This window comes from Metabacillus sp. GQ13 (assembly GCF_059758525.1).
In genome coordinates, this window is record NZ_JCAXET010000012.1 from 167052 (window position 1) to 190035 (window position 22984).

The 22984-nt window shown below is 37.2% G+C and carries 24 protein-coding genes; 20 read left to right on the forward strand and 4 right to left on the reverse strand.

Features of this window, described 5'->3' with window-relative positions:
- The first annotated feature begins 94 nt into the window (after positions 1–94).
- From AC6CHR_RS16155 to AC6CHR_RS16220, 14 genes are all read left to right on the forward strand, one after another.
- On the forward strand, positions 95–1102 hold the full coding sequence (locus AC6CHR_RS16155) for an asparaginase (protein WP_498250024.1): 1008 nt from the start codon (positions 95–97) through the stop codon (positions 1100–1102).
- A 17-nt stretch (positions 1103–1119) separates the two neighbouring features.
- On the forward strand, positions 1120–2157 hold the full coding sequence (locus AC6CHR_RS16160; protein WP_498250025.1) for a family 20 glycosylhydrolase: 1038 nt from the start codon (positions 1120–1122) through the stop codon (positions 2155–2157).
- Positions 2158–2189: 32 nt separating this feature from the next.
- The gene (locus AC6CHR_RS16165) at positions 2190–3062 is read left to right on the forward strand and encodes a sugar phosphate isomerase/epimerase family protein (protein WP_498250026.1); all 873 of its coding nucleotides are present in this window, start codon (positions 2190–2192) and stop codon (positions 3060–3062) included.
- A 66-nt stretch (positions 3063–3128) separates the two neighbouring features.
- Positions 3129–4505 carry an alpha-L-fucosidase gene (locus tag AC6CHR_RS16170; protein ID WP_498250027.1) on the forward strand — a complete coding sequence of 459 codons (1377 nt, stop codon included), beginning with the start codon at positions 3129–3131 and terminating at the stop codon, positions 4503–4505.
- Positions 4506–4544: 39 nt separating this feature from the next.
- On the forward strand, positions 4545–4691 hold the full coding sequence (locus tag AC6CHR_RS16175; RefSeq protein ID WP_498250028.1) for a hypothetical protein: 147 nt from the start codon (positions 4545–4547) through the stop codon (positions 4689–4691).
- On the forward strand, positions 4660–5367 hold the full coding sequence (locus tag AC6CHR_RS16180) for a Gfo/Idh/MocA family protein (RefSeq protein WP_498250029.1): 708 nt from the start codon (positions 4660–4662) through the stop codon (positions 5365–5367). Before AC6CHR_RS16175 ends, AC6CHR_RS16180 begins: the two co-directional genes overlap by 32 nt.
- Positions 5330–5605, forward strand: coding sequence for a hypothetical protein (locus AC6CHR_RS16185; protein WP_498250030.1), 276 nt, complete (start codon positions 5330–5332; stop codon positions 5603–5605). Before AC6CHR_RS16180 ends, AC6CHR_RS16185 begins: the two co-directional genes overlap by 38 nt.
- A gap of 34 nt (positions 5606–5639) precedes the next feature.
- Complete coding sequence (locus tag AC6CHR_RS16190; RefSeq protein WP_498250031.1) at positions 5640–6506, forward strand: sugar phosphate isomerase/epimerase family protein; 867 nt, start codon at positions 5640–5642, stop codon at positions 6504–6506.
- 21 nt (positions 6507–6527) lie between these two features.
- Positions 6528–7592, forward strand: a complete 1065-nt coding sequence (locus AC6CHR_RS16195) for a Gfo/Idh/MocA family protein (RefSeq protein ID WP_498250032.1) — start codon at positions 6528–6530, stop codon at positions 7590–7592.
- A 383-nt stretch (positions 7593–7975) separates the two neighbouring features.
- Positions 7976–8425 carry a redoxin domain-containing protein gene (locus tag AC6CHR_RS16200; protein WP_498250061.1) on the forward strand — a complete coding sequence of 150 codons (450 nt, stop codon included), beginning with the start codon at positions 7976–7978 and terminating at the stop codon, positions 8423–8425.
- An 88-nt stretch (positions 8426–8513) separates the two neighbouring features.
- Positions 8514–10073, forward strand: a complete 1560-nt coding sequence (locus AC6CHR_RS16205) for a fatty acid--CoA ligase family protein (RefSeq protein WP_498250033.1) — start codon at positions 8514–8516, stop codon at positions 10071–10073.
- A gap of 201 nt (positions 10074–10274) precedes the next feature.
- The gene (locus AC6CHR_RS16210) at positions 10275–11285 is read left to right on the forward strand and encodes an ABC transporter substrate-binding protein (RefSeq protein ID WP_498250034.1); all 1011 of its coding nucleotides are present in this window, start codon (positions 10275–10277) and stop codon (positions 11283–11285) included.
- Between the two features lie 12 nt (positions 11286–11297).
- On the forward strand, positions 11298–12266 hold the full coding sequence (locus tag AC6CHR_RS16215; protein WP_498250035.1) for an ABC transporter permease: 969 nt from the start codon (positions 11298–11300) through the stop codon (positions 12264–12266).
- A gap of 2 nt (positions 12267–12268) precedes the next feature.
- A complete protein-coding gene (locus AC6CHR_RS16220) occupies positions 12269–13063 on the forward strand; it encodes an ABC transporter ATP-binding protein (protein WP_498250036.1) in 795 nt (264 codons plus the stop codon).
- Positions 13064–13373: 310 nt separating this feature from the next.
- Here AC6CHR_RS16220 and nagB read toward each other — a convergent pair whose 3' ends face one another.
- The gene (nagB, locus tag AC6CHR_RS16225; RefSeq protein ID WP_498250037.1) at positions 13374–14120 is read right to left on the reverse strand and encodes a glucosamine-6-phosphate deaminase; all 747 of its coding nucleotides are present in this window, start codon (positions 14118–14120) and stop codon (positions 13374–13376) included.
- A gap of 53 nt (positions 14121–14173) precedes the next feature.
- A complete protein-coding gene (nagA, locus tag AC6CHR_RS16230) occupies positions 14174–15370 on the reverse strand; it encodes an N-acetylglucosamine-6-phosphate deacetylase (RefSeq protein ID WP_498250038.1) in 1197 nt (398 codons plus the stop codon).
- Positions 15371–15730: 360 nt separating this feature from the next.
- Here nagA and nagE point away from each other — a divergent pair, with 360 nt between their 5' ends.
- Positions 15731–17176 (forward strand): N-acetylglucosamine-specific PTS transporter subunit IIBC, encoded by a 1446-nt coding sequence (gene nagE, locus AC6CHR_RS16235; RefSeq protein ID WP_498250039.1) that lies wholly within the window; start codon positions 15731–15733, stop codon positions 17174–17176.
- A 160-nt stretch (positions 17177–17336) separates the two neighbouring features.
- Positions 17337–18062, forward strand: a complete 726-nt coding sequence (locus tag AC6CHR_RS16240) for a GntR family transcriptional regulator (protein ID WP_498250040.1) — start codon at positions 17337–17339, stop codon at positions 18060–18062.
- 37 nt (positions 18063–18099) lie between these two features.
- Here AC6CHR_RS16240 and AC6CHR_RS16245 read toward each other — a convergent pair whose 3' ends face one another.
- A complete protein-coding gene (locus tag AC6CHR_RS16245; RefSeq protein WP_498250062.1) occupies positions 18100–18840 on the reverse strand; it encodes an SIS domain-containing protein in 741 nt (246 codons plus the stop codon).
- A gap of 172 nt (positions 18841–19012) precedes the next feature.
- Here AC6CHR_RS16245 and AC6CHR_RS16250 point away from each other — a divergent pair, with 172 nt between their 5' ends.
- From AC6CHR_RS16250 to AC6CHR_RS16265, 4 genes are all read left to right on the forward strand, one after another.
- On the forward strand, positions 19013–19564 hold the full coding sequence (locus AC6CHR_RS16250; protein WP_498250041.1) for a helix-turn-helix domain-containing protein: 552 nt from the start codon (positions 19013–19015) through the stop codon (positions 19562–19564).
- Between the two features lie 256 nt (positions 19565–19820).
- Positions 19821–20546, forward strand: a complete 726-nt coding sequence (locus tag AC6CHR_RS16255; protein ID WP_498250042.1) for an AzlC family ABC transporter permease — start codon at positions 19821–19823, stop codon at positions 20544–20546.
- Positions 20539–20844 (forward strand): AzlD domain-containing protein, encoded by a 306-nt coding sequence (locus tag AC6CHR_RS16260; RefSeq protein ID WP_498250043.1) that lies wholly within the window; start codon positions 20539–20541, stop codon positions 20842–20844. The genes AC6CHR_RS16255 and AC6CHR_RS16260 overlap by 8 nt, the downstream gene beginning before the upstream one ends.
- Positions 20845–20983: 139 nt before the next feature.
- Entirely contained in the window at positions 20984–22255 is a 1272-nt protein-coding gene (locus AC6CHR_RS16265; RefSeq protein WP_498250044.1) for a M48 family metallopeptidase, read from the forward strand.
- Between the two features lie 73 nt (positions 22256–22328).
- Here the strand turns inward: AC6CHR_RS16265 and AC6CHR_RS16270 are convergent, their stop codons facing one another.
- Entirely contained in the window at positions 22329–22946 is a 618-nt protein-coding gene (locus AC6CHR_RS16270) for a general stress protein (RefSeq protein WP_498250045.1), read from the reverse strand.
- Between the last annotated feature and the right edge of the window lie 38 nt (positions 22947–22984).

Here is a 22984-nt window from a genome sequence, read left to right on the forward strand (position 1 = left end):
AAATAGTAACAAAGATAAGATGAAACTTCCATAAGAGGGGGTTTTACGTCCAGTTAATGTGGGATAAACAAACAGTGATTATGGAGGTGAAACAATGATTTATGAAGTTCTTGTTAATGATTATCGAAATGGCTTTCTTGAAAATATCCACCCTGGTCATATTTGTGGAGTCGCTGAAACGGGAATGATCAAATACGAGGTAGGAGATTCAGAGTATTGGACCTTTTTGCGGTCAGCATTAAAGCCAATACAGGCGATTCCAGCAATTGCTCATCATATTCAGGAGCATTTCAAGCTAACGAATCGGGAAACATCCCTAATCGCTGCATCACATCGAGGTGAAGAATTTCATATCGACGAACTAGGGAAATTACTGGATAAAATCGGGGTAGCAGAAGATGAATTGCTATGCCACCCGACATATCCGCTAAATCCAGAGGCAAAGGATGAACTCTTAAAAAACAATCAACCGAAAAGAAAGCTATACCATAATTGTTCTGGCAAGCACCTTGGAATGATCGCCCTTGCAAAAGTCCTTGGTGTAAGCACGGGAGGATATTTCGAAATGGAACATCCAGTACAGCAGGAAATTATCCGTGCTCTTTCAAGTATTTCCGGGTGTAATGTTGAGCAAATCAGGACTGGAGTGGATGGATGTGGTGTTCCTGTTTACGCGCTACCGCTTAAGTATATTGCAAACGCCTACTTGCGATTTGCGAGACCAGAGCTTATTTGTGACCGATCCATTCAAGAGGCAGTTGTTAAAATAACAAGCATCATGAATGAAAATCCAGATATTATTTCCGGAACAAATACGATATGTACAAGTTTGTTAATGGATGACAATATCGTTGCAAAAGGCGGGGCGCAAGGGGTTTATTGCTTTGGATTAAAAGAGGAGAAATTAGGCTTTTCAATAAAAGTAATGGACGGTTCTGAAGAACAATGGCCATTAATCGTTGCAAGTATTCTCGAACAAATCGAGTATAAAAATAAGAATACCATCCAAAGGTTGTATCAATTGTCTCAACAAGAAATATACAACGACAACAACAAACTTGTGGGGAATAAAGAAGCGGTCTTTAAATTAATTGAGGTTTAATGGGGAGTGGACAAAAAGTGAATGTTACAGAACCTGTCCGTGCGTTTCATTTAAGATTTGGATCACATAACTTGGTAGATCCATTTAAGGAATTTATTGAGAAGGTTTTAGCCCCAAAAGGAATAAACCATTTACTTTTGGAATGCAATACATCTTTTGTATTTGAGTCACACCCTGAAGTCACTGGTGGAACATTAACAAAGCAGGATGCAAGGGAAATAGCAGCAGTATGTAAAAATAATGGGATACGGCTTATCCCATTATTCCAATGTCTTGGTCACCAAGGTTGGGGTGGAGCACCTAATTCAATACTGAAAGCGTATCCTGAATTTGATGAAACACCGGGTGTGGCTTTGGATGCAGAGTGGCCAGACATCTTCTGCAGAAGCTGGTGTCCGGAACTTCCAGACGTTAATCTGCTAGTATTTGAGCTAATGGAAGAACTAATTGATGCTTTCCGTGCTGATGCCTTTCATGTCGGTATGGATGAAGTATTTGAAATGGCAGATGATAACTGCCCTCGCTGCAAAGGAAAGGATCGAGCTGATTTATTTGCTAAGGCCGTAAATGAAATGTACAAGCATTTAGTAAAAGATTGCGGCGTTGAAATGTTTATGTGGGGAGATCGCTTAAACGACAGTGAAAAGATGGGCTATGACCAATGGGAAGGGGACACGTTTGGTACACATAAAGCAATTGATCATATCCCTAAAGATATTGTAATGATGGATTGGCATTATGAAAGATTGGATTCGTATCCTTCAATTGGGAATTTTATTGAAAAAGGCTTTACCGTCATTCCTGCCTGTTGGTACAAAACAGATGCTGCGGTTAATTTGCTAAAGGAAAGCAAACGTCAGGCCCAAGAACAAGGGGCAGAAGATAAGATGCCCGGTATGATTGTGACATCATGGAATAGCTGGGATAAAGAGTCTTTTGAAAGATTTATTAATATGACTCCTAAGCCTTTCGGATGTGATGAAAAACTAGAAGAGCTCCATGAGTTATATAGAACAATCGAAGAAATAGCAAAAAAGCTATCGAATAGATTGTAAATCTATAAATACTAAATTAGAGGTGATGTGAGATGAAATTAGGGTTAAGTACGTATAGTTTGCTAGATGCAATTAAAGCGGGAGAAATGGATGTTTTAGATGTTGTAGAGTGGATTGCCGACAATGGTGGAGAACATATGGAAATTGTCCCTTATGGATTTACTTTAGTAGATAACCTGGTACTAGCGGATAAAGTACGAGAAAAAGCAAAAGAGGTTGGGATTGAACTATCAAACTATTCCATGCCTGCAAATTTTGTCCAGGATACGGCGGAAGAATTTGAAGCAGAGGTTGCGCGATTGAAGGAACATGTAGATCTTTTAGACCGCATGGGGATCAAACATATGCGCCATGATGTGACTGCATTTACATTACCACCTGAGAAAATGACAATAGAATATTTTGAAAACAACCTGCCGCAAATCATTGAAGGAAGCCGCCGTATCGCTGACTATGCCGCAAAATTCGGAATAACAACGACAATTGAAAATCATGGAGTTGCTGTACAGCACAGTGATCGTGTTCAACGCGTACTGCAAGCTGTGGACAGACCAAACTTTAAAACAACATTAGATGTCGGAAATTTCATGTGTGTCGATGAAAACTCCATTATAGGTGTAAAGAAGAATCTGCCATATGCATCTCTTGTTCATTTTAAGGATTTTTATTTCCGCCCTTACTATGAAGATCCAGGTGCAGGAAAATGGTTTAAAACGTCTAACGGTAACTTTTTGAGAGGGGCAATTGTTGGACAGGGTGATATTGAAATAAGAGAAATTGTGAAATTGATTAAAGATTCCGGTTATGACGGATATGTCACATTGGAATTTGAAGGAATGGAAGAATGCAGAGAAGCTTGTAAAATTGGCATGGATAATTTAAGGCGTTTCTGGGAGGAAGCATAATTTCTAAAAAGTAACTTACTAGGATTGATATATTCATAGAAAAGGCAACTTGAAAGGGATGGAAATATGACGACTGAAACGAAAGACAAGGAAGTAAATCATGGTGTCCATAATTACAGCGCAGAAGAGAAATGGGTCAAACCGGAAGATCCAGTGATATTGGAACGTCTTGAATGGTTTAAAGACCAAAAACTAGCCTTGATGATGCACTGGGGGCCTTATTCACAGCTTGGTGTTGTGGAATCATGGGCACTAAGTGATAAAGATAGCGATTGGTCTCGCACGGATATTGACTGGGAAGAAGATGGCGAGGAATTTAAGCGACAATATTTCAATCTAAATAAAACATTTAACCCCATTCGTTTTCAACCTGAAGTTTGGGCAGATTTAGCCGCAGAGGGCGGTTTTAAATATTTCATTTTTACGACGAAACATCATGATGGCTTTAGTATGTGGGATACGAAAGAGACAGATTACCGTATTACTTCATCAGAGTGTCCTTTTCACAGTCATAAGTATGCTGATATATGCAAGCATGTTTTTGATGCTTTTCGTGAAAAGGGTTTAGGGATTGCTGCATATTTTTCTAAGGCGGATTGGCATACACCTTACTATTGGGCTCCTGGCATGGCAAGTGGCAGGGAGACGTGGCGCGGTCCATCATATGATCCTGATGAATACCCATGGTTATGGGAAAAGTTTGTGACCTTTACCCATAATCAGATTATGGAATTAATGTCCAAATATGGCCATATTGATGTGTTGTGGTTAGATGCAGGTTGGGTAGGTAAAGGGAAACAGGACATCCGCCTCGGCGAAGTGGTGGAGAAGGCACGTGAAATACAGCCATGGTTGCTTACAGCTGACCGTACCATCGGCGGGGAGTTTGAAAACTATATTACCCCTGAACAGACAATTCCTGAAGGTCCGATGAGTGTGCCATGGGAAAGTTGTATAACGATGGGAACTTCTTTTTCCTTTAAATATGAAGATAAATATAAGCCTACACGCGAAATTGTTCACACGTTGATTGAAATCATATCCAAAGGCGGAAATCTTGCATTAAATGTTGCACCACAACCTGATGGGCGCTTACCTGAGGGAGCGATTAAAAGAATGAAAGAGCTAGGAGATTGGTTGAAAGTTTACGGTGAAGCCGTCTATGGTACACGCATTTGTGCACCGTATTTCAAAGAAGGACTTGCTTACACTAGAAAAGGTGAAACAGCTTACTGTTTCCGGTTATATCAAAGCGAAGATGATCGTTACAAGGATGAATATGTATACATTCCTTATACTGAAAAGGTCCATCGTATCGATATGCTTGGCGGAGAAGAAAATCTTGAATTTAGTCAGACGGAAGAAGGAATATCTATAAGAATACCAAAAGTGGTAGAAACCGAAGAAAATACTCCAATCGCTCATGTATTTAGGTTAACATAATCAATCATTTAAAGAATAACTAAGGTAGAGGTGTAAGAATTGTTAAATGTAGCAGTAGTAGGAAGTGAACAATCAACCAATGATCATCTTAGTACCTGGTCCAGAATTCAGAATGTGAATGCTGTTGGAGTATTTCAAGTCGAGACTAAAGAAAATGAACAAGTATCTGAAGGACCCCGAAGTTGAATTAGCTGGGATCTGGGATGCTGATCAGCAGCGGGGAAATATGATGGCCAAGCAATTTGAGACGGAATTTTATGTAGAACTGGATGAATTATTAAAGACTGACATTGTCGCCGTCATCATTTGTTCTGAAAACGTGAATCATAAAGAACACGTGTTAAAAGCTGCAAGCTATAAAAAACAAATTTTGTGTGAAAAACCGATTGCTACTGAAGTCAAATATGCTATAGAAATGATTAATGCTTGTGAGGAACATGATGTTATTTTACAAGTAGCATATCCAGTCCGTTTTGCCCCGGCTATTCAAAAAGTGAAAGAGATCATTCAATCAGGGAAAATTGGTGAAGTCATTGCAGTAAATGCAACAAATCATGGACAAATGCCTGGCGGGTGGTTCGTTGAAAAAGAATTATCGGGTGGAGGATCTGCAACAGACCATATTGTTCACATCATGGATTTGCTCCGGTGGATATTAAATGATGAAGTGAAAAATGTATATGCAGAATTTGATACACGCTTTTACGATATCGATGTCGAGGATTGCGGTTTGGTCATGCTAGAGCTCGAATCCGGAGTCATAGTATCGATTGACCCAAGCTGGTCACGTCCCAAAACATTTTCCGACATGGGGCGACGTCACAATGGAGATTATTGGAACAGAGGGTGCTTTATCCGTTGATGCATTTAAACAGCATTCTTTACTCTACAATGATCTTGCCGGGAAAATCCAGCAGCATCCATGGTCAGAGGATATGGATGAGGGCTTGGTTAATGATTTTATTTTCTGTGTTAAGTCAAAGAGTAAACCTTCAATAACCGGAAATGACGGCCTCAGAACGTTGGAAGTTGTGAAAGCTGCCTATCAATCTAACGAATTAAAAGAAACGGTTCTTTTAAAACGTAATGAGAATTACTAGTTAATGTGAAATTTAGTTAAATGGAGGGCTACTAATGAAGCTTGGTATAAGTTCCTACAGTTTAGTAGGAGCAATTAACTCAGGAGAAATGTCGATTATGGATGTTATTCAATGGACGGCTGACCAGGGTGGCGAGCATATTGAGCTAGTTCCGATGGGTTTTAGCTTGACGGATAACCCATGTTTAATAGAAGAGATTCTTCAAAAGACGGAAGAAGCAGGTATTGAAATTTCAAACTATGCGATTGGTGCTGACTTTCTAAAGGGTAATAGGGAAGCATTTGAACAAGAAATTGTAAGAGTAGAGAAGGAAGTTGATATTGCACATCAACTAGGTGTAAAGCTGATGAGGCATGATGTAGCATTTAAGCCCCCTCACGAAGCATCTATTAAACAATTCGAACTAGATTTACCAAGATTAACAGAAGCTTGCCAAAGAATCGCTGATTATGCAGCAAAATACGACATTGTGACAAGTGTGGAAAATCACGGCTTCTATGTTCAGGCAAGTGAAAGGATACAGCGATTAATCGAGAGTGTAGCTAGGGCAAATTTTAAAACGACACTGGATACAGGAAATTTCCTTTGTGTAGACGAAGATCCAGTTGCAGCTGTAAAGAAAAATATTGCCTATGCATCAATGGTTCATACGAAAGACTTTTATTATCGACCAGCTTCTTCCTATCATCCTGGTGAAGGCTGGTTCCAAACTGCTTCTGGTAATTATTTACGAGGCGCAATTACCGGTCACGGTGATATTCATTTATATGATGTACTGAACGTTATAAAACAATCTGGCTATGATGGGTACATTTCCATCGAATTTGAGGGTTTAGAAGAATGCAAACAAGGATCTAAAATAGGTTTAGATAATGTCAAAAGAATTTGGGAAGAACTTTAAAACAAAAGGAGATAACAAAAAATGGGGAAAATAAAAGTAGGTGTAATTGGGGCAGGCTCTATTTCTGAAATGCATTTTGAATCCTATAAAAATAATAACGATGTTGAAATCTATGCTGTTTGTGATTTTAATGAACATAGAGCACAAGAAAAAGCAGAGAAATATAGCGCTAAAAAACATTATAAAAACTATCAGGAATTACTAACAGATTCAGAGGTTGATGCTGTCAGCATTTGTACATGGAATAACTCGCATGCAGAAATTTCAATTGCTGCATTACATGCAGGGAAACATGTTTTAGTTGAAAAACCATTATGTAAAACAGTTGAAGAAGCGTACGCGATAGAAAAAGCTGCGAAGGAAAATAGTGACAAAGTACTTCAAGTAGGCTTTGTTCGCCGCTTTGGCACTAATACTCAAGTATTAAAGAATTTCATTGATTCAGGAGACATTGGTGAAATCTATTATGCAAAAGCATCCTGCATCCGAGCTTTAGGTAATCCTGGGGGATGGTTTGCTGATAAGGAAAGATCAGGTGGCGGGCCTTTAATAGACCTAGGTGTTCATGTTATTGACCTGTGCTGGTATTTGATGGGGAAACCAAAAGCCAAATCAATCAGCGGAAACACATACAATAAATTAGGCAACCGCTCAAATGTTGAAAACAAATCTTACTACAAAGCAGCAGATTATGACCCTTACAAGAATACAGTTGAGGACTTAGCGAATGCAATTATCCGATTTGAAAATGGAGCTTCTTTAATGGTCGATGTCAGTTTCACGCTTCATGAAAAGGAAGAATCGATCGCTGTTAACGTATATGGTGACAAGGGCGGAGCAGAAATCGAACCACAACTTCAAATTGTAACAGAAAAAAATAATACCATTTTAAATTCTACACCACAAATAGATTCATTATCATTTGATTTTAAAAAAGGATTTCAAAATGAAATTGATCATTTTATATCTTGTGTCAAAGGTGAAACGGAAACAATCAGCCCTGTTCAAGACGGTATAGAAATGATGAAAATATTGGTAGGGGTTTATGAATCTAGTGAGAAGGGTACAGAGATTCACTTCGATTAACAGGGGAAAATGGTTAACTAAGAGTCTATTTAGATAAAGTGCCCAAAGATTGTGAGAGTGTCATCAGCTAATACACTTTAATTTTTATGGTATCACGAAACAGAGAAGTCCCTTGCATCAAGAGATGAAAATGAGTGTTCTGCAGGTAAGACATTATAAAATCATTGTTGGTCATATTGTTTTCAAAATAATTACTAAACTTTTAAGATTAAGAATCAAAAAACCTGGTCACCGTTATTGAACTGACCCTTTCAAATGAGACTTAGAAAAAACACCTAAACTGCCTGTCCCCGTATTCTATTGGGGACAGGCAGTTTAATTATGCTCTAATATATCCGCTTTATGTAAACCTAATATTAAAAGATCAAAATCAGAGAGTACAAATTAACAAAGAGGCTCCAAATTTCATTCTCCCAACATTAGACGGTGAAACGAAAGAGTTAAACGATCTTCAAGAAAAAGCTGTGCTAATAATCTTTTGGGGTAGTTGGTGTATCCCATGTAAAAGGGAAATGCCTGCTATCCAAGACGCACATGATCAGTATCAAGATCAAAACTTTGAAGTTGTAACTGTTAATATTCAAGAAGCACAAATTGCAGCTAGTAGTTTTATTAAAAGCAATAACTTATCTCTACCTGTAGCTTTGGATAAAAGTAGCCAAGTATACGATGCTTACGACGTGTATAACCTTCCAGCAGCTATCTTTCTTAACTCTGATGATAGATGGTACTTATCATACGTTTTATTGACTTCTTGGGAAGGGGAAAATCCTAAACTTATTTGTATGGAATCCTTCCCAGGTGATTGTATAATGAATCGTCATAAAATATAATAAAGGTAGGTTATGCTTTAAGAGTAGGTACATTTTTCAAAATAAAAAATGAATGACTATTCATTCATTAAGCTTGAGGGGTGGGAGAATGAATTTATCTTCACGGTTAACACAAACAGTCCAAGAATATGGAGATAAACCTGCGTTCATTTTTGCGGGAAAGGAAACGTCATACGTGCAACTTGAAAATACAATTAATCAATTTGCAAGAAGTCTTCGACATTTAGGGGTAAATAAAGGGGACCACGTAGCTATTATTTTAGGCAATTCACCACAATTTATTATATCTTTGTATGGAGCATTGCGAATTGGAGCAACCGTTATTCCGATCAATCCAATTTATACGCCCGATGAGATTGCTTATATCATTAATAATGGTGATGTGAAGGTGGTGATCTCACTAGATTTGCTCATCCCTTTATTTGAAAAACTGGAATCTCATATACCAAAGGTTGAACAGATTATTATTTGTGAAGCATATCCTAATGATAGCGAAGGGGAAGGAAGTAGTATAGAGGGAATCTTAAACACAACAAAAATGAGATCGTTTACAAAATTACTTTCTACTGTCTTTTCACCTATTGATGTTATTGATTTAGATGATGACGATGTAGCCGTTATTCTCTATACATCTGGAACTACTGGTCAACCAAAGGGAGCAATGCTCACACATAAAAATCTATATAGTAATGCAATCGATACAGCAAACTATTTAAAGATATCCGATGGAGACGTTGTTGTCACAACATTACCGATGTTTCATGTTTTCTGTCTAACAGTTTCGTTAAATGCTCCATTGATGAATGGTGCAACCATGCTAATTGTCCCTAGATTTAGTCCTCAAGTAGTTATGGAATTAGTAAAAAGGCATCAAGCAACAGTGTTTGCTGGCGTACCAACTATGTACAACTTTTTATTTCAATATGAACAAGCAAATCCTGATGATTTAAATAGCTTAAGACTATGTATTTCCGGTGGAGCCTCGATGCCAGTATCCTTACTTAAGGGGTTTGAGCAAAAGTTTAAGGTTGTTGTTTCAGAAGGTTTTGGTTTATCTGAAGCTTCACCAGTTACATGCTTTAATCCACTTGATCGTCCAAGAAAGCCTGGCTCGATTGGGACAAACATCTTACATGTTGAAAATAAGATTGTAAACGAAATGGGAGAGGAATTGCCAGCCAATCAGGTTGGCGAACTAATTGTAAGAGGACCTAATGTCATGAAGGGATATTATAAAATGCCTGAAGAAACAAGTCATACGATACGTGATGGCTGGCTTTATACAGGCGACCTGGCAAGAAAGGATGACGAAGGCTATTTTTACATTGTCGATCGGAAAAAGGATACGATTATTGTTGGTGGGTTTAATGTATATCCTCGTGAAGTAGAAGAAGTACTTTATAACCATAAAGATGTAGTGGAAGTTGCCGTTTTAGGAGTGCCCGATCCTAATCTTGGAGAAGTTGTAAAGTGCTTTGTTGTTGTGACCAATAACGAAATCACCGAAGAAATACTTCTTGAGTATTGCAAAGACCATTTAGCTAAATATAAAATTCCTAGCACCATCGAATTTCTTGAAGAGCTTCCAAAAAACACGACAGGAAAGATTTTACGGAGGGCACTAAAAGATCAGATACTGCAAAAATAGTATATTAAGAGAGTTTTATTCCGATAGTTTTACTTATTGATCAAAAACACAGATACCTTTGTGGTATCTGTGTTTTTTTGACATTTTAAAGGTTATTGTTATTAAAATATTCAAAAAATATTGAACTATTTCTCTGTTCCTGTATAATTTAATCCATAAAAGCATAACAGTGCAAAAGTCACGATAAGGGGGATTTTAATCATGAAAAAGAGTTGGAAATTAGGAATTAGTATGATGTTAGCTAGTTTTCTAGCAATATCAGGATGTGGTAGTACAGATAGTGCATCAGAGGGTGATAGTAATTCGGGGACAGGTTCAGAGGATGGTAAAACGTATACAATCGGCGTCAATCAATTTGTTGAACATCCATCACTTGATTCTGCATTAGAAGGATTTAAGGCTGCGTTAAAAGAAGAAGGTCTTAATGTAGAATTTGATGAGCAAAATGCCCAAGCCGATCAAAATAATAGCCAAACAATTGCAACCAACTTTGTTGGAGATGAAGTCGATTTAATCTTTGCTAATGCTACACCAAGTGCACAAAGTTCATTAAATGCGACAACTGAGATTCCAATTGTCTTTACTTCTGTAACAGATCCAATTGGAGCAAGTTTAGTGAAAAGCTTTGAGGAGCCAGGTGCAAACATTACTGGAACAACAGATACGCACCCAGATGCGATCCCTAATACCGTTAAATTCATCGATGAAAATATTGATGGTAAAAAAGTAGGGATGATTTATAACTCTGGTGAGCAAAACTCTGTCGCACAAATTGATCTTGTGAAAAAGGCAATGGAAGGTACTGAATTAGAGGTAGTTGAAGCTTCCGTTTCAAGCTCTGCTGAAGTAAAGCAAGCAACAGAGTCGTTAGTTGGTAAGGTAGATTCTTTATATGTTATTACTGATAATACAGTTGTTTCTGCATTAGAAAGTGTGATTGGTGTAGCGGCTGATGAAGACATTCCACTGTTCGTTGGTGAATTAGATTCAGTAGCACGTGGTGGTTTTGCTGCATACGGATTTGACTACTATGATATCGGTTTTGAAGCAGGGCAAATGGCGATTAATATCTTAACAGGTGAGAAAAAGGTAAGTGAAATTCCTGTACAATATCCACAAAAGTTAAAGTTGCAAATTAATGCAAAAGCAGCAGAAGATATGGGAATTGAGATTAAGGAAGAATGGAAAGAAGATGCAGAAATTCTTGAATAAAGGTGAGAAGCTATGTTTACAGCCCTATTTGGATCAGTAGAGTCAGGCTTAATCTATGCGATTATGGCTCTAGGAGTATACTTATCATTTCGAATATTAGATTTCCCAGATTTGACCGTTGACGGCAGTTTTGTTACAGGTGCAGCTGTAAGTGCTGTCCTGATTGTTAATGGCGTCAATCCATTTCTTGCAACATTCGTCGCATTAGTTATTGGTTTTTTAGCAGGCTGTTTAACAGGTGTGTTGCATACAAAGGGGAATATAAACCCCCTTCTTTCAGGGATTTTAATGATGATTGCCTTGTATTCTATTAACCTTAGAATTATGGGGAGATCCAATGTTCCCCTCTTGCAAGAAGAGACAGTATTTACCCAGCTATTAAATGTCTGGAATAGGCTTGGTATTGATGCGGGTTTAGAAAAGTTATTTTTATCTATTGGGTTAGAAGCATTCATTCCAAAGACATGGTCGATCGTCGTGACTATGCTCATTTTAATCATCGTCATAAAATTCCTATTAGATTATTTATTGAAAACAGAACTTGGTCTTGCAGTAAGAGCAGTTGGGGATAATCAAAATATGATTACTAGCTTTTCAGCTAATACTGATATGTTGAAAATTCTAGGTCTTGGTCTATCAAATGGTCTTGTTGCTTTTTCAGGGGCATTCATTGCTCAGTACAATGGATTTAGTGATGTAGGTATGGGGATTGGTATGATTGTGATTGGGTTAGCTTCAGTTATTATTGGTGAAGCCTTAGTTGGAATAAAGACAATTGTACGTGCTACGTTAGCTGTCATTATTGGTGCGATTGTCTATCGACTAATCGTAGCTATGGCCCTTCGAATAAACTTTTTCGAAACGGGTGACATGAAGCTGATCACTGCATGTATTGTAATCGGGGCACTCATCATACCGCAAATTGTCGATAAACAAAAAGACCGGCGAAAAAAAAGCTTACGCAGAGAAAGAGGGGTGTAGGCATGCTGCAACTAAAAAAGATTTATAAAGTGTTTAATGAAGGGTCAGTGGAGGAAAAAGTAGCTTTAAATCAGTTGTCTTTATCTTTAAAGGAAGGTGATTTTGTTACTGTGATTGGGAGTAATGGGGCTGGAAAATCGACGTTGCTAAATGCCATTGCGGGTAGACTTGTCCCAGATGTTGGAGATGTACTTATTAAAAATAAGTCGATGAACAATGTACGTGAACATCAACGTTCACGGTATATTGGTCGTGTTTTCCAAGATCCGATGGCTGGTACAGCACCGACGTTAACGATTGAAGAAAATCTAGCTATTGCCTATTCACGAGTCCACAAACGTACGTTAAAACCTGGTGTTACATCGAAGCGGAGGCTGTTTTTTAAAGAGCAACTTGAGAACCTTGGTTTAGGGCTAGAAAATCGGTTATCTGCTAAGGTAGGCTTATTATCTGGTGGAGAACGCCAAGCTTTATCATTATTAATGGCGACCTTCACGAAACCTGATATCTTATTACTTGATGAACATACAGCAGCACTTGATCCATCCCGTGCAGAGTTAATCACCAATTTAACAAAGAAATTAGTGGAAAATGGTAAGCTAACAACACTTATGATTACTCATAATATGCAGCAAGCTGTTGACCTAGGAAATCGACTGATCATGATGGATAAAGGAAATATTGTCTTTGAGGCAGAAGATGAGATAAAACAAGGTTTAACAGTTAAGTTACTATTAGAGGAATTCTCGAAAATTAAGTCTGATAGTTCATTATCTGATAAGGCGTTACTGATATAGGCTCTCTTTTCTATAAGTTTTTGCGATTAAGCCTTTTCGTATAAATTGAAGCTATTTTAAAAGAAAATCGCTAAGTAATATAGGAATAGAGCACGAAGACACACATAAAAACAATAATCTTTGCGATAAAAGCCCTTATATAAAAGGTGTCATCCCTCATCGTATAAAACACGGTGGAGGATATGACACCTTTTTTTGTTGCTTCATATAGCTAATCGAGAGAATTTAATCTGATAATTCCAAATCTAACTCAGCGTAATCATATTCCCATCAAAGGATTTGCTCTCCAAGTCGTAACTCAGGATTATAGTTATTTAAACAAGCTAACATCCTTAACACCTGACAAGGCTTCCTCATCGGCGATTATCGTTGTATTAGGGTGTTGCTTTAAAATAGAAGCGGGGAAACTTTCTGTTACGTCGCCATTTAATAATTTCGTCATGGCTTCTTGTTTTGCTTTTCCAGACACTATAAGGATAATTTCCTTTGTCTTAAAAATAGTGCTAATGCCCATTGTTATTGCCTGTGTAGGAACTTCTTCAATAGTAGAAAAATAGCGAGAATTGGCCTCTCTAGTAGATGGTGCTAAGTTAACAACATGTGTTAATGATTGAAACGAGGTTCCAGGTTCATTAAAGCCGATATGTCCATTACCTCCAATTCCTAGGATTTGCATGTCGATCCCGGCACTTTGTTGGATTTTATCTTCGTAGTCTTCACATTCAGCCAGTAAATCTGGATTCAAACCAGATGGAATATGTGTTTGCTGTAACGGTATATTGATATTTTTAAAAAGATTTTCATACATGTACTGATAATAACTTGCTGAATTTTCCTTCGATAGGCCAATATATTCATCTAAATTAAAGCTAGTAACATGTTCATAAGATGTTCCATTTTGCTGATGATCTTCTATCAAATGTTGATAAACACCTTTTGGTGTACCACCTGTTGCAAGCCCAAGTGTAAATCGCGGTGTGTTTTTCAGCTTGTTAATAATCAAGTGGGCAGCCGTCCGACTCATTTCCTGATAGTCTTTCACTTCAATGATATTCATTGATTTCATCTCCTTTTTGATAAATTAAGGCATTTTTCATTTGATCTATTTTTCTAATCCTGTAGTTGTGAATATGCGACTTCACCATTGCATATAGTCATAAATACATCCATTTTATCATCTAAGATTACGAGATCTGCATCTTTTCCAATGGCTATACTACCTTTGCGGTCAAACATATTTAACTGCTTAGCTGGATTTTCAGATGCCATCTTAATCGCACTTTTTATATCACATTTCGTAAATCGTTGAATGTTTTTAAAGGCATCATCCATTTTTAATACACTTCCAGCTAACGTTTCTTCATCTAATAGGGCACAACCATCTGTGACTGTTACCATCTGACCACCTAAATCATATACTCCATTTTCCAGCCATTTTGCTCTCATTGAATCAGTAATTAATATCATCCGCTCATCTGTTATTTGATTGTAAGCAAGCTGAACCATTTCAGGACGAACATGAATCCCATCGGCAATTATTTCGGCCATGATACTGTTGTTTAGAAACGCAGCACCGACAATACCTGGATCACGATGATGAAGACCTGTCATTTGATTAAAAAGGTGCGTTACATGACTCGTACCTTTTTCGATTGCTTCTAAAGCTTGGTCATATGTTGCCCCAGAATGTGCCATTGATGAGACAATCGCTTTTGTTTTTAAGAATTGAATTAACTCACTACCACCAGGAAGTTCAGGGGCAAGTGTAACAAGCTTAATATGTCCTTTGGCTTGTGTTTGCCATGATTTAAAGGTGTCAATGTTTGGGTTTAAGATATGTTTAATTGGTTGAGCACCAGCTTTATCTTTATCAATAAATGGTCCTTCCAAATGAATACCTATAACTTCTGCGTTCCCTTTAGATTGAAAGGAGTTGATATATTCACCGGCATTTGCTAATGCTTTTTCAATTGTGTGAGAATCCTCTGTCATCGTAGTAGCTAAAAAGCTTGTTACACCCTCTTTAGGTAATGTAGATGCCATAATATCGAGAGATTCCCTAGTCGCATCCATTACATCTGCTCCATTAGCCCCGTGAATATGAATATCAATCATTCCGGGTATAATAGTAAAACCATCTGGTATGTTCATTAGTTGAAAATCTGCTGGATAAGGTGTTGATGGACTTGTCGTACCAATTTCTTTAATTTTTCCTTCTTCTATTGTTATATAACCTTTTTTTATTACTTGATTTTCTGTATAGGTTACTCCATTTAGGAGAATTATCTTTTTTGAAAATGAACTCACAACCACGCACACCTTCTTTTTCTATTTTATAAGTTGAGAATACCATCAATGTATATAGATGTCTATACCAGTTGAATATATACGGGATGAAAATTGTAGAAATATACGTAAATCGTGAAAAATTGGTATAGACAACTATATATCACGAGTGTTATTATGATTGAGAAGCGCTTTCACGAAGTGGTAAATCAACTAATTAGTTTCTGTAAAAAGTTGAAGTGTATTTATTCTTCTACTAAGAGTATTATCTTCAATAGCACTTATATTACATTTAAAACAGGACATCCTGAAAGAAAGATTTATTTCCGTGTCATTTACTCATCTTATTTGTAATTAATTTTTGTTAGGGGGAATATAAAAATGATGAAATATTTACAGAAAATTGGTCGTTCGTTAATGTTACCAGTTGCGGTTTTACCTGCTGCAGCTATTTTAATGGGGATCGGTTATTGGATAGATCCTACTGGTTGGGGAGCTGGAAATCCTCTAGCTGCCTTCTTGATTAAAGCTGGTTCCTCAGTCATTGATAATATGGCAATCCTATTTGCGGTAGGGGTTTCGTTAGGAATGTCTAAAGATAAAGATGGTTCAGCTGCAATGAGTGGGTTAGTTGCTTTTCTTGTCGTTACGACTTTACTTTCAACAGACTCAGTTGCTATGCTGCAAGGTATAGATGTAGCAGATGTAAATCCAGCTTTTGAAAAAATAGACAATCAATTTATTGGAATTCTTTCAGGGATAATAGCTTCAATAATGTACAATCGCTTTAGTCATGTTCAATTGCCGGCAGCACTTTCATTTTTTAGTGGAAAACGACTTGTGCCGATTATGTCAGCTATTTCAATGTTAGTCGTTTCTGCATTATTATTCTTTGTATGGCCAGTCATTTTTTCAGGTTTGGTTACTTTTGGTACATGGATTAGTAATTTGGAATATATAGGTGCCGGATTATACGGATTTTTCAACAGACTATTAATTCCAACAGGATTGCATCATGCATTAAACTCAGTGTTCTGGTTTGATGTAGCGGGAATTAATGATATTGGTAACTTCTGGGCAGGAACAGGAACAAAAGGAATTACAGGTATGTATCAAGCAGGATTCTTTCCAGTCATGATGTTCGGTTTACCAGCAGCAGCGTTAGCTATGTATCATACTGCGAAAACGGCTAGAAAAAAACAAGCAGCGTCTTTACTATTAGCAGCTGGTTTTGCTTCATTCTTTACAGGGGTTACAGAACCACTGGAATTTTCATTCATGTTTTTAGCACCAGCACTTTATGTTGTTCATGCTGCATTAACAGGTATTTCTTTAGCGGTTGCTGCATATTTCCACTGGACAGCAGGTTTTAGCTTTAGTGCAGGATTTGTAGATTTTGTTTTAAGTTCAAGATTACCATTAGCTAATCAACCTTTTATGTTATTACTTCAAGGGCTCGTAGTTGCCATTATTTACTATGTATTATTTAGATTCCTGATTACTAAATTCAATTTAGTAACTCCTGGTAGAGAAGAAGGTACTGAAGGAGAAGAGGAAGTAGAAGAAAGCAATTCTAATGGTGGAAAATTCGCTGTGATGGCTGCTAAGATTTATGATGGCTTAGGCGGAGATGCGAATGTTACCTCTGTTGACAACTGTGTTACACGTTTAAGAATTGAAGTGAAAGACATGGATGAGGTAGACCAATCTAAGATTAAATCTACGGGTATACCGGGAATTAATATAGTTGGACCAAACAGTATTCAGGTTATTGTTGGAACACAAGTTCAATTCGTTGCAGATGAAATGGAGAAAATTCGTAAGTAAATATTCGTTGCCATCTAGAATTTGTAAACGGAATATGTAAGATATGGAGGCTACCTAATTTGTCATTTTAGGTAGCTTCTCGCTTTTTATTAATTGTAAAAAAGTAACACTATTTATATAATGGTACTATTGATTAGTAGCGTTGAAAGGGGATCTATATGTGATTGACAAGAATTCTCCTCTGCCTTTGTATTATCAGTTAGAAGAGCAAATTAAAACAACCATTGAAAGTGAAGAATTGGTACCTGGGGATGCATTACCTTCTGAACGAGAACTGTCAGAAAGCTATCAAATAAGCCGAATGACTGTTAGACAAGCTATTACAAACTTAGTAAATAAGGGATATCTCTATAGGGAACAGGGGAAAGGAACATTTGTATCAAATCAAAAGTTCGAACAAAATTTACAAGGCCTTACCAGTTTTACAGAAGATATGAAAGCCCGTCATTTAATACCTGGAAATAAACTATTACACTTTGAAATTTTTCCTGCAGAGAAAGATATTAGGGAACGACTTTCTCTGGAAAAAGATGAGCTTATCTATAAGATAAAACGAATTCGTTTAGCAAATGAAGAACCGATAGCAATCGAGACTAGTTATCTTCCCGTAAATCTGATTCCTCAGTTAACACCAGATATATTAGAAAAATCCCTATATACATATATAGAGGATGTATTGCATTTGAAAATTGGCCAGGCTACACAGACTGTTGAGGCTGCCCTTGTTAGTGAAGAGGATAGTATACACTTAGGTGTAAAAAAGGGTGTGCCAGTTTTACTTATCCAAAGAGAAACGTTTTTGGAAGATGGTAAACCACTTGAGCTTGTCGAGTCTTCTTATCGTGCGGATAAATACAAGTTCAAAATTAATATTGAAAGAAAATGAAAAAAGAGGTTGCCCACGGTAAACCTCTTTTTTCTATTCAAATTCCTTTGCTGAGTAGTTCTATCCGTTCACGATATTTCTGAACCAGCAAATGATTATGCTCCTCGGCCCCTGTGATATTCCCACTTAAGAAGATTGGTGGTTCAAAGTCATCATCAACCATTTTTTTGATCGCTTCTGCCATTATTCCGTTTAAAATAGCGGCACCTGTGATGGTGGAAGTAGGTGAAAAGGGAACCTCGACTTGTTGATAAGAAAGAATTGCATCCCCCTTGACCGCAAAATTGTTTATCGCAACATCGACAACATCAACGAGAAGTTGTCCACTTTTATGTCTGGATGTTTGATCTGTATAATCATAGGAACAAATTCCAATGACAGTCGCGCCTTGTTCTTTTGCATAGATGGCTACATCAATTGGTACAGGATTGATGCCAGATGTTGATATCACAATGACGATATCATTTGGCTGAATATCTTGTTTTTCGATAAAAGGAATAACATAGTCATCACGTTTTTCTAAAATAGAGGATCTTACAGCACCTTCATGGAGCATTAATGGTTCAATGAAAATTGGTTTTATTGGAGCAAGACCGCCGGCTCGAAAGAAGACTTCTTCTGTAAGTATATGTGAGTGACCACAACCAAATAATTGGACAATGCCACCCTTTTGGATGCTTTTAGAGATTTTATCTGCGACCAATTCCATCACTTCTGCCTCTACATCAAAAACTAGCTGTAAACGTTCCTGAATTTTTTCATAGTAAGAAGCTAACATATCTTCACCTCGAAATCTTAAAAGATATAATCCCATTTATGTACGAATGGTACATGTAAACTGTACCCTATAGAGCAAGGAAAGGAAAGAGTAAAAGGTATGTGAAAAAGGTTTATTTGTTATATTATACAGATGTATAATATACTATACAAAGAGCGAATGGAGGGTATTCATGAAGCCGATTCAAGCACAGATTGCCGAGAATTTAATAAGTATTCGAAAGCTCAGAGGATATAGTTATGACCAGCTTGCGACTGTAACAGGAGTGAGTAAAGGAATGCTTTCTCAGATTGAAAAAGGAGAATCTAGTCCAACGGTAAATACGTTGTGGAAAATTGCTAATGGTCTTCAAGTTTCCTTTTCTTCATTAGTAGAGGAAATAGAGCCAACCGTTTCTGTAGTACGACTTGATCAAAAGACAGCTATTACCGAGCATAATGACTTATATCAAGTGTATCCTTATTTCCCATTTGATTCCTCTAAAAAGTTTGAAATTTTTTATATGGAGTTAAACCCAGGCTGTGTACATACTTCTGATCGTCACCATGGAAGTGTGGAAGAGTACCTGTTAGTCTGCGATGGGGAAGCAACACTTTCGATTTATAGTGAGAGATATACGTTGAAAAAAGGTGATTCAATGAAATTTCAGGCCAATCAATCACATACATATGCAAACCATACAAACGAATCAACAAGCTGTTACTTACTTATCTATTATTCTTAATGATTGATGGTGACTATTATCAAAAAATCGATAAGTCGAGAATTTCGTAGATAAATGGGAGACTGTCTCTTTAGAACACTTGTATAAATCCTGAAATAAGTTCAATACAGTGTGTAATTCTCATGTAGCAAGCTTTAATAAGTCTTTCAAATAGTAAAGTCAATTGTTTATTACCTTTAACCTCTTTCCCAATACACCTTGGATTCAGGGTTTATGACAACTAAGAATGGACTAATTTTATAAAGGAGGTTTACTATTGTCAACAGCAACTCTAATAAAAAAACAATCTAGCTTTCTCCAGGGGGTTCATGGTGGAATTAGTATAGCTATAGGATATTTACCAGTTGCATTAACGTTTGGTTTACTATCAAAGTCTACTGGTTTATCTCTTTCAGAGACAGTACTCATGAGCTTAATCGTATTTGCAGGAGCCTCTCAATATATCGCTTTGAGTTTGATTGCAGTCGGAACCGGATTAATTGAAATCATTTTCACTACTTTTATTGTAAACATTCGTCATTTCTTATTATCTGCTTCATTAAGTGAGAAGATTGAAGAAGACTCCTTATGGAAAAAGCTCCTTTATTCATTTGGATTAACAGATGAAACCTTTACAGTTGCTTCAATGAAAGATGGAACTGTAAATGCTGGATATCTGTTTGGATTAATGTTGATTTCTTATGCTAGTTGGGTTGTAAATTCTGGGATTGGGTTTGTGATTGGTGCGAGTCTTCCAGAGAATGTACAAGAAAGTATGGGGATAGCTTTATATGCTATGTTTATTGGATTGTTAATCCCATCCCTTAAAAAGCAGCGGAAAGTGCTCTATTTAGCAGTAGTAGCAGCGATTCTAAATTCGTTATGCTATGCAACACAAATGATATCAACTGGCTGGTCAATTGTTCTTTCAACATTGGTTTCAGCGATAATTGTTGAACTCATCTATTCAAAATACAATAAAGAGGTGGATCAACATGGATAAAACAATATTGTTCATGATCATTGGAATGGGACTTGTTACATATATCCCTAGAATGATCCCACTTGTCGCCTTAAGTCAGTTAAAATTACCACCTTTTGTCCAAAATGTATTAAAGAATGTCCCATATGCAACATTAGGTGCTTTAATTGTACCAGGTATTTTTTTAATTAGTAATGATTTAATGTTCGGAATGATTGGTGCTGTTGCTGCTATTCTTATTGCATTTACTGGTGCCAATGTCATTATTGTTGTAATGGGTTCGATTGGGACACTTGTTTTGTATAGTATGTTTATTTGATAGGAAAACTAAAAAGACGAAGTTGGAATCTGAAGTTTCTATCAAGTTCCAATCAGATAAGGCCTACCTTTTTAAGTTCTAAAAAAATGAGCAAAAAACTACAATAGAATAAGAGCTTGTTTAAGGAGGGTTTTGTCAATTGAGGAAATGGTTAACAAGATCGATCTTATTTTATTTTATCTATGGACTTTGTGTATATTGGTATTTATTCATTTTTTCTGGCTCTGGCGTACCAGAAGCTATTGAGGGGACATCAGCAGATCCGTCTACGTTCATGTCTGGAAGAGAACTCCTTTTATCACAAGAGTATTCAACGATAAAAAATTTCCTATATTTTGTGACAATACCATTTGAGTGGTTTTTACTATTTGTTTTTCTAATCACGGGCATTTCCCGAAAGATGCAGGATTGGTCAAATGCAACGACAAGGTTTTTTAGTTTACAATCAGCTATTTACTTTTTTTGGTTATCGCTATTTGTATCAATTCTTTCTTTTCCTGTTGAATGGATTGGTTATCAAATATCTAAGACGTACAATATCACAACCCAGTCTTTCTCGGCGTGGATGAAGGATCAATTAATCGATTTTTGGGTGAATTACGCGATGATGACAATCGTTGTCATTGTGCTATACTGGCTTATTAAAAGGTTCGAAAAAAGATGGTGGCTGTACGCATGGTTGCTCTCGATTCCATTTTCGATGTTCCTTATGTTTGTACAACCAGTTTTAATTGACCCTTTATATAATGATTTTTATCCACTACAAAATAAAGATCTAGAGGAGAAAATTCTCGCAATAGCAGATAAGGCAGACATTCCTGCAGAACATGTGTATGAAGTGAATATGTCAGAAAAAACGAATGCTCTTAATGCGTATGTTACTGGAATAGGATCTAATTCAAGAATCGTGTTATGGGATACAACCTTAAAAAGACTAAGTGATGAGGAAATTTTATTTATAATGGCACATGAAATGGGCCATTATGTTATGAAGCATATTTATGTCGGGATAGCGGGGTATTTATGCTTGAGCTTAGTTGGGTTATTCCTTATTCATCGATTGATGAGATACCTGGTCAAACATCACGGGTCACTGCTTAAGATTCGATCAATAAGTGAATTAACGGCATTCCCTCTGTTTTTGCTATTATTAGGTGTGTTAACATTCGCTTCGAGCCCTTTATCAAATACAGTTGCTAGATATCAGGAGAAGTCTGCCGATATGTATGCAATTGAGATGACTAATAATCATGAAGCTGCAGTAAGCTCATTCCAGGAATTATCTAGAGCAGGCTTAAGTCAAGTAAATCCACCTTCCCTGGTGAAGATCTTCCGTTACACCCATCCAACGATGTTAGAGAGAATCCTTTATTTAGAGGAGTATGGGCAAGCTAAGATCGAAAAAGACTAAAACTCCACAAAGACAAGAGGACCCGGTAACTTTATCGGGTCCTCTTGTTTATCTATTCCAAGATGATCTTTTTTTAAGACCATTTCTGATCAGGATGAATTCCTGTAGGTGTTGTTCTATTGTCATGTTCATTTTCAGATGGATCTCGATCCTGATAATTATTGTAATCCTTCTTAGGGATAACAGTACCATCAACAGCTGTTGTGTCCATTTCTAGAGGTGCATTTTGCTCAATGTCTTCAATGATCTCTTCTTTTCGCTCAACTAGTACTAAGATTTTACCTTCCTTTACGGATTCATCATAAATCTTTGCCTCATCCTCAGGTATGCCCATACCGATGAGTGCGCCAGTAAGACTACCAACTCCTGCTCCTGCGGCTACACCAGTAAGGGTAGCGGCTATAGGTCCTGCTGCAATGATAGGTCCAATTCCAGGGATGGCAAGTGCTCCGACGCCTGCTAATAAACCAGTTAAGCCCCCAAGTGTACCACCTGTTACTGCACCTGTTGCAGCGCCAGCACCTGCTTTTGTCCCAGTCTCTTCTGTGATAAAATCGACATCCTCACGATTTTTACTAATAACGGAGATCTCTTCTGCTCTGTATCCTTGTCGTTTAAGATCCTCAACAGCTAAAATGGCTTCCTGTTCAGTATCGTAAACACCTTCAATGTTTTTATTTTGGTTGTCCATTTTTAAACTCCTCCCTATTTGTAAAATCGTTACTATAA